Source organism: Streptomyces tamarix (assembly GCF_032423885.1).
Classification (GTDB): Bacteria; Actinomycetota; Actinomycetes; order Streptomycetales; family Streptomycetaceae; genus Streptomyces; species Streptomyces tamarix.
This window is the reverse complement of sequence record NZ_JAWCTQ010000042.1, coordinates 59,074-66,936: the sequence shown is the minus strand read 5'-3', so window position 1 is coordinate 66,936 and position 7,863 is coordinate 59,074. Positions and strand designations below refer to the sequence as shown.

Sequence of the window (7,863 nt, the reverse complement as noted above, 5' to 3'; positions counted from 1 at the left end):
CGCGGCGGCCCCGGCCGGCCCGCGCCCCGCCGGGGGCACCGCGGTCGCCCGCGGCCACGGCGGGGCGAGTGCCCGCTCCGGGAACCCGCCCCGCCCCGACCGCCCTGGCGCCCGCCGGGGTCCGGGAATGCGCCGGGGCGCGGCGGTGTTGGGACGCGGTGGTGCGGAGGCGCTCTCCGTATCGATCCGCCGACCGTGCCGCCACGACCTGGAGAGACCCACCATGCGCGTCGAGATCTGGAGCGACATCGCCTGCCCCTGGTGCTACATAGGGAAGGCCCGCTTCGAGGAGGGGCTCGCGGCGTTCGCGCACCGCGACCGGGTCGAGGTGGTGTACCGGTCCTTCGAGCTCGACCCGGGCCGCGCCAGGGGCGACGTCGCGCCCGTCGTCGACATGCTGGCCGCCAAGTACGGCCGCACCCCCGAGGAGGCGCGGGCCATGGAGGAGCACGTCGCCTCCGTCGCGCACGGGCAGGGGCTGGCGTACCGGGTGGAGGGGCGCCTGCACGGCAGCACCTTCGACGTCCACCGGCTCCTCCACCTCGCCAAGGCCCGAGGCCGCCAGGAGGCCCTGCTCGACCTGGCCTACCGGGCCAACTTCGCCGAGGAGCGGTCCGTGTACGACCCCGAGGTGCTCGTCCGGCTCGCCGTCGAGGCGGGACTCGACGAGGCCGAGGCGCGGGCCGTGCTCGCCGACGGGGCGGCGTACGCGGACGACGTGCGCGCCGACGAGCGCGAGGCCGCCGAACTCGGCGCGACCGGTGTGCCGTTCTTCGTCCTCGACCGCCGGTACGGCGTCTCCGGCGGCCAGCCCGCCGAGGTCTTCACGCAGGCGCTGGAGCAGGCGTGGCAGGGCCGCGCCCTCCAGCCGGCGGCCACCGCCGGCCCGGCGCCCGCCTGCGACGCGGACGGTGCCTGCGCGGTGTGACGACGGCGAGGGCCCGCCGCCGCACACCGCGGCGGCGGGTCCGGGCCCCGGCGGGGGCGGGGCACCGCACGGGGTGAGGTCCCGTGCCCCGGGAACGTCCGGTGCGACCCCGGCCCGACGAGCGACCGCTCGCCGGTCCGTACGGCCGGGTCGGCGACCAGCCGCTCCAGCTCCGCCCGGCAGACCGCGACCTCCTCCCCGTCGGCAGCTCCCCGACGGGGAGGAAGCCGTCCCGGTCGAACGCCTCCGGCTCCGCGTCGAGCGGCCCCGCACGACCGGGTCGCGGCGGGGCGCGACCGCCCCGGTCGCGCCGCGCGGGGGACACGGGTCCTCCACCGGTCGGCCCTCCTCGGCCCCGGCCGGCGCCGGACGGGCACCGTTCTCGTCGTGGTCCTCCCGGCCCGTCACGGGCGGGTCGAAGACGCACCCGCGGCGGAAGTCGGCCTCAGGGCGCGGGGTGTGGCGCTCGTGCCCGTCGAGGAGCCCCTCGCGCCCCCCGCGCGACCGGTTCCCCGGGCGCGGCGCGCGTCGTGTTCGCGCTTCGCCGCCGATCACCCGTACACATGGGGGAAGAGGCCGTTCCCGGCCGGTCGTCGACCGGTTCGGGCGGATGGGGCAGCGAACAGTGAGGGGCGGGTGGGCGCGGCTGTGGAACTGCGTCAGCTGGAGTACTTCGTCGCCGTGGCAGAGGAACTCGGCCTCGGGCGCGCCGCCGAACGGCTGGGGACCGCCGAGGCGGAGGTGGGCCGCCGGATCGACGACCTGGAAAGGGAGTGGGGCCTGCGGCTGTTCGACCGTGAGGCACCGTCCCGGCACGTGCGCCTCACCGCCGCCGGTGAGCGCCTGCTGCCCGAGGCGCGGGCCGCGCTCGCCGCCGCCGGGCGCGTGCGGGAGACCGCCGCGGGCATCGTCGGCGGCACCGAGGGGCTGCTCCGCCTCGGCAGCAGCCGGGCCTTCGCCGACCGCGTGTACCGCGCGCTGGGCGCCCTCGCCGAGCGGCGGCCCCGGCTGCGGGTGCGGCTGGAACGCGCGCCCCAGGAGGGACGGCTCGCCGCCGTCCGCTCCGGCACGTTCGACGCGGCGCTCGTACGGACGGTGCGCCGCGCCGAGGGCGTGGACCTGCACCCGGTGTGGACCGAGCCGCTGCTGGCCGCCCTGCCGGCCGGGCACCCGCTCGCCGCGCTGGAGGAGCCGCACCCGGGCCAGTTGGCGCGGCTGCCGCTGCGGCTGGCCCCGCGCGAGGCGAACCCGGCGCTGCACGACCTGGTCGCGTCGGCCCTCCCCGACTGGACGCCGGGCCCGCCGTTCACCACCCTCCAGGCGACCCTCGACGCCCTGGCCGCCGCCGCCGAACCGTCCTGGACGGTGCTGCACCCGGCGGGCGCCCTCCCGCGCGACCGCCGCCTGGCCTTCCGCCCGCTCAGGGCGCCCCGCGTGCCCGTCTCCCTGGCGGTCCGGCCGGGCCGCCTCACCCCGGCCGTCCAGGCGCTGCTGGAGGCGCTCGCCGCCACCGCCGACCCCCCGGGTCCGGCGGCCCGCCCCGGGGCCGCACCGCCCGTACCGGCCCCGCGCACGGCGGGGGCCGCCTCCGGGTCCGGGACCCGGCGCGCGGCCCGGTGACCGCCCGCCTCCGGGCAGCGGGTTCCGGCGTCCGCCTGCCTCCGGGTGGGTGGCCGGGACCGGTGCGCGGGCCCCGGCGACCGCTCGCCTAGCGCCAGGTCTCCGCGACGGCCGCCCACGCCGCCTCCGGGTCCGCCGGGCGGCCCAGGCCCGCCAGGGCGGCGCCCAGGGCGGTCAGGCTCGCCCGCACCGCCTCCGGGGTGGCGGCGGGGCCGTAGTGGTTCACGCGGACCATCTCGCGGGCCAGCGCCCCGCCGCCCGCCGCCAGCGGCGCCGACGGGTCCACGGCCAGCGCCCCCGCCACCAGCTCGGCGGCGTCCACCCCGGCCGGGGTGCGCAGCGTCGTCGCCACCGGCGCGGCCTGCGCCGCCTCGTACACGTACGGCTCCAGGCCCCCGCCCAGCGCCACCGCCCCGGCCCGGGTCGCCGCCGCGGCCGACGCGTGACGGGCCGTCAGCACCGGCAGGCCGCCCTCCGCGTCGATCCGCTCCAGGCACGCCTCCAGCGCCAGCATCTCCAGTTGCGCGGGGGCGTGCAGCAGCGCCTTCCGCCCGCCGTCGATCCAGCGCTCCTTCCAGTCGAGGAGCGACAGGTACGAGCGGCGCGGCGCCCGCGGGTTGGCGGCGAACCGCTCCCACGCCCGGTCGCTCACCGACACCGCCGAGACGCCGGCCGGGCCGCCCAGCGCCTTCTGCGCGCCGATCACGCACAGGTCCACGCCCCACGCGTCGGGCAGCAGCGGCTCCGCGCCCACCGACGCCACCGCGTCCAGCATGAACAGCGCGCCGTGCGCCCGGACCACCTCGCCGATCTCCGCGACCGGGTTGGTGTTGCCGGTCGCCGCCTCCGCGTGCACCAGCGACACGAAGTCGATCTCCGGGTGCGCGGCCAGCGCCCGCTCCACGTCCTCGGCGGTCACCGCCGTGTGGAAGGGCACCTCCAGGTCGACCACCGTCGCCCCGCAGTCGCGCAGCCAGCCGCCGAACGTCTGCCCGTACGGGCCGGTCACGACGTTCAGGGCGGTCGATCCGGGCCGCGCGCCGCCGCGGATGCACCCCTCCAGCGGCAGCAGCGCCTCGCCCTGCGTGATCACCACGTCGTGCTCGGTGGCGAGGAGGGCGGCCACGCGCCGCTCGATGGCGGCGAAGCGGTCCGCGGTCAGCGGGGACAGGTCCAGGAAGGGGTGGGAGTGGGTCACGTCGGCTGCTCTCTTCACGTCTCGTGCGCTCGTCTGTTCGGTCAGGGGTACGGGGCGCCCCGCCGAGCCTACCCAGCCCCTCGTACAGTGCGGGACATGAGCGATCGCGCGGTGGTACTGCATGTGAAGGGGCGGGTGCTCGCCGGCCCGGAGGACGTCCGGGACGAGCTGTGGGTCGTGGACGGCCGGGTCACCTACGCCCGGCCCACCGGCCGCCCCGCGGCCGACGTCCGCACGGTGACCGGCTGGGCGCTGCCCGGCCTGGTCGACGCGCACTGCCACGTCGGCCTCGACGCGCACGGCGCCGTACCCGCCGAGGTCAGCGAGGAGCAGGCCCTGACCGACCGCGACGCGGGCGCGCTCCTCCTGCGCGACGCCGGGTCCGCCGCCGACACCCGGTGGATCGACGACCGCGACGACCTGCCGAAGATCATCCGCGCGGGCCGGCACATCGCCCGCACCCGCCGCTACCTCCGCAACTACGCGCACGAGATCGAGCCCGCCGACCTCGTCGCGTACGTGGCGCGCGAGGCCCGGCGCGGCGACGGCTGGGTGAAGCTCGTCGGCGACTGGATCGACCGCGACGCGGGCGACCTCACTGCCTGCTGGCCGCGCGCCGAGGTCGAGGCGGCCATCGCGGAGGCCCACCGGCTCGGTGCCCGCGTCACCGCCCACTGCTTCGCCGAGGAGTCCCTGCGCGACCTGGTCGAGGCGGGCATCGACTGCGTGGAGCACGCCACGGGCCTCACCGAGGACACGATCCCGCTGTTCGCGGAGCGCGGGGTCGCCATCGTGCCGACGCTGGTCAACATCGCCACGTTCCCGCGCCTCGCCGCCGGGGGAGAGGCGAAGTTCCCGCGCTGGGCGGACCACATGCGCCGGCTGCACGAGCGCCGTTACGACACGGTCCGCGCCGCGTACGACGCCGGCATCCCGGTCTTCGTCGGCACCGACGCGGGCGGCTCCCTCGCGCACGGGCTGGTGGCGTCCGAGGTGGCCGAGCTGGTGAGGGCCGGCATCCCCGCGCGGGACGCGCTGTCCGCGACGACCTGGGGCGCCCGCGCCTGGCTGGGGCGCCCGGCCCTGGAGGAGGGCGCCCCGGCGGACCTGGTCGTCTACGACGAGGACCCCCGCGCCGACGTCCGCGTCCTGGCGGCGCCCCGGCGGGTGGTCCTCAACGGCCGCGTCGTCGTCTGAGGCAGCCGGGCCCGCCGGGCCTGCCGTACCCGCCGGGCCGCCGGGCTGCCGGGCCGTCGGGTCATCTGCCAGTCGGGCCCGCCGGGTTCGCCGGACCCGCCGGGGCACCGGTCGGCCGGGCCCGGCGCGTCCGCGGCGGTTCAGCGGCTGAGGAACGCCAGCCGCGCCCGCTTCTCCACGAGGTGGACCTCCGGGAGCACGACCTCCGGGAGGACCACCTCGGGGCCGAGCTCGAAGCCGTTGCGCACCATCAGCGCGACGGCCTTGTCGTTCGCCGCGTCCGGCTCCACCACGATCCGCTCGTGGGTGCTCAGGCAGTACGCGACGAGCGCCTCCAGCAGGTGCGCGGAGAAGCCGCGCTCGGGTGCGGCGGTGGGGGCGAGCAGCAGGTGGGCGCCGATGTCGCCGGGCCGCACCTCGTAGCACTCGGAGACCCGGTCGGCCTGCGGGTCGTACGTCTGGAACAGCGCGACCGGCACGTCGTCGCGGTGCACCAGGTACGCGTGGTGGGTGGTGAGCGAGTCCAGGTGCGCGTAGATCTCCCGTACCTCCTGGAGGCTCGCGTCCCGCATGCCCCAGAAGCGGGCGCGGTCCTCGCTCACCCAGGAGTGCAGCAGCGCCGCGTCCCGGTCCGGGTCCACGGGGACGATGCGGATCGTGCCGAAGCCCTCGACGACGTGCTCGTACACGGCGGGGCGCGGGTCGGTGCCGGTGGTCATGAGGGGTGCTCCTTGCTGAGCCGGTTCCAGTCGGTGATCACGGGGGCGAGTTCGCCGCGCAGCCACAGCGGCAGTTGGTCCGCCTCGTGCGGGTCGCCGGGGACGCCCGACGCCCCGAACGGCACGACCCACAGGCTGTCCTCGCGGCGGGCCAGGTCCCACACGTAGCGGGCGGCCGGGCCGCGCGCGCTGCGGTCGGTGACGCCCGGCACGCTCGACGTGGACAGCACGCAGTCGTGGTCGCCGTCCAGTCCGGGCCACCGCGCGTCGTCCCCGTCCGGCAGCGCCGCCCACGGGGCGAGCCGGTGCGTGGCGCCCCACGGCTCGTCCGGCGGCGCGGCGGCGACCTCCTCCAGGGCGGCCCGCACGGCGGCCTCCCGGTCGGCGGGGGGCACGGGGCCGGACGTCAGCAGCGTCTCCAGCGCGTACGCGACGCGCGGCACGAGCGCCAGCCACGGCCGGAACACCGCCGGGTACGCGGGGGGTTCGGCCAGCGGCGCGAACACCGGGTGCGCGGCGAGCCGGCGGACGACACCGCCGCGCACGGCGGCGTACAGCGCGGCGTCCACGCTGTCGGCGTCCATGCGCCGGTTCCAGCGCAGCAGCCGGTCGCGCAGGGCCGCCGCGTCCGCGGAGAGTCCGTCCAGGCGGGCGGCGAGGGCCAGCAGCGGGCGCGCCGAGGCGAGGTGGGTGTCGGTGTGCACGGACGCCATGCGGGGCGCCGTCCACTCCCGTGACGCCTCCAGGAGGCCGGTGATGCGGTCGGCCCGGTGCGGCGGCGCGAACTCGACGCCCAGCGGCGCCGCGAGCCCGCGCGCGTTCGCCATGACCGCGACGCCGTCGACGGGGGCGCGCGGCAGCGGTTCGTGGCGTCCGCGCCACTCGTGCGCCGGCTCCCACGCCGGTACGACCCGCAGCATGTTCTCCCGCGGCCGTACGGGGACGTGGCCGGCGACCCGGTGGAGCGTGCCGCCCCCGGTGTCGGCGGCCTGCACGACGTTCACGGGCTCGACCCACCGGTCGAAGGCCCGGTCGACGTCGCCGGCCGTCCGCGCGGCGAGCAGCGCGGGCAGCGCCGCGAACCCCAGCTCGCCGGTGACGCGCGGCGGGTGGCGCAGGCTGATCGCGCCGCCCTCGCCGTCGTCCGGGACGACGACCGGGCCGCGCTCGGTCTCGACGACCTCGACGGTGACCGGCTCGGCGCCCTTCACCTCGACGGTCTCGGTGTGGGCGCGGGCGGGTCGCCACCCGTCCGGCCCGAGCGCCTCCGGGGTGCCGTCGGCGCGGCGCCGCAGCCGTTCCCGGTAGAGGTCCTGGTAGTCGGCCATGGCGTTGGTGATGGCCCAGGCGACCGTGCCGGTGTGGCCGAAGTGCGCGAGGCCGGGGACGCCGGGCACGGCCAGGCCGACCACGTCGTACTCGGGGCAGGCGAGCCGGATCTGCTGGTAGACGCCGGGCGCCTCGATGAACCGGTGCGGGTCGCCCGCGATCAGGGCGGCGCCGGTGGCGGTCCGGCCGGCGTCGACCAGCCAGCCGTTGCTGCCGGAGGTCCCGGGGCCGTCCGTCGCGAACAGCTCGACCGCGTCGTCGCCCAGGGTGCGGGCGACGTGCTCGCGCCACAGCTTGGTGGGGAACCCGGCGAAGAGGACGTGCGTCGACAGCCAGACGCCCAGCGGCACCCAGGGCTCCCAGACGCCCGGTTCGAGTCCGGTGTCCGCGAACTCGCGGCTGCGGCGGGCGCCTTCGCCGAGGCCCGCGTTGACCCCGTCCGTGTACGCCGTGACCCAGGCGCGGGTCGGGGCGTCCAGCCGGTCGAAGCAGCGCCGGGCGGTGTCGGCGAGCCGGACGCGGCGGGCGAAGACGTCCCACTCGACGGCGTCCGGACCGAGGAACGCGGCCGTCGTGCCCTGGGCGCGGTGCCGCTCGACCTCCAACTGCCACGCCCGGTCGCGGGCCGTGACGCGGCCCTGGGCGCGGGCGAGTTCACGCGGGTCGTCGGCGCGCAGATGCGGGATGCCCCAGGGGTCCCGGTAGACCTCGATGCTCACTCTTGTCCTGATCTCTTTAGGTAAGGCTGGCCTAACTTAAGCCACGGCTGGCGGAGAAGCAATCCGGCGCGGTTCGAATCGAATGCGCGACCGGAAACCCCTCGTTGGAGTGAACTCACCGGGGGTGCCGGTGCGTTCACCCTCCGTACGCCA

6 protein-coding genes and 1 pseudogene are annotated in these 7,863 nt (G+C 77.6%); 3 read left to right on the top strand and 4 right to left on the bottom strand.

The genetic code is table 11. The features are described 5' to 3' along the window. Positions 1–223 precede the first annotated feature (223 nt). Entirely contained in the window at positions 224–928 is a 705-nt protein-coding gene (locus RND61_RS26135) for a DsbA family oxidoreductase (RefSeq protein WP_315880560.1), read from the top strand. Positions 929–1,303: 375 nt separating this feature from the next. Here the strand turns inward: RND61_RS26135 and RND61_RS32760 are convergent. Beyond that, positions 1,304–1,483: pseudogene (locus tag RND61_RS32760) on the bottom strand (ectoine synthase); the annotation flags it as partial. A 93-nt stretch (positions 1,484–1,576) separates the two neighbouring features. On the opposite strand from RND61_RS32760, the gene RND61_RS26130 reads away from it, so the two are divergent. Further along, positions 1,577–2,548, top strand: coding sequence for a LysR family transcriptional regulator (locus tag RND61_RS26130; protein ID WP_315880559.1), 972 nt, complete (start codon positions 1,577–1,579; stop codon positions 2,546–2,548). Positions 2,549–2,636: 88 nt separating this feature from the next. Here the strand turns inward: RND61_RS26130 and RND61_RS26125 are convergent, their stop codons facing one another. Beyond that, positions 2,637–3,746, bottom strand: a complete 1,110-nt coding sequence (locus RND61_RS26125) for a pyridoxal-phosphate-dependent aminotransferase family protein (protein WP_315880562.1) — start codon at positions 3,744–3,746, stop codon at positions 2,637–2,639. Positions 3,747–3,842: 96 nt separating this feature from the next. On the opposite strand from RND61_RS26125, the gene RND61_RS26120 reads away from it, so the two are divergent. Then, the gene (locus tag RND61_RS26120) at positions 3,843–4,943 is read left to right on the top strand and encodes an amidohydrolase family protein (RefSeq protein ID WP_315880558.1); all 1,101 of its coding nucleotides are present in this window, start codon (positions 3,843–3,845) and stop codon (positions 4,941–4,943) included. Positions 4,944–5,083: 140 nt separating this feature from the next. Here RND61_RS26120 and RND61_RS26115 read toward each other — a convergent pair whose 3' ends face one another. Both RND61_RS26115 and RND61_RS26110 read right to left on the bottom strand, forming a co-directional pair. Then, positions 5,084–5,662: a GNAT family N-acetyltransferase gene (locus RND61_RS26115; RefSeq protein ID WP_315880557.1), complete on the bottom strand. Its 579-nt coding sequence runs from the start codon at positions 5,660–5,662 to the stop codon at positions 5,084–5,086. After that, entirely contained in the window at positions 5,659–7,710 is a 2,052-nt protein-coding gene (locus tag RND61_RS26110; protein ID WP_315880556.1) for a penicillin acylase family protein, read from the bottom strand. Before RND61_RS26110 ends, RND61_RS26115 begins: the two co-directional genes overlap by 4 nt. Positions 7,711–7,863: the final 153 nt, after the last annotated feature.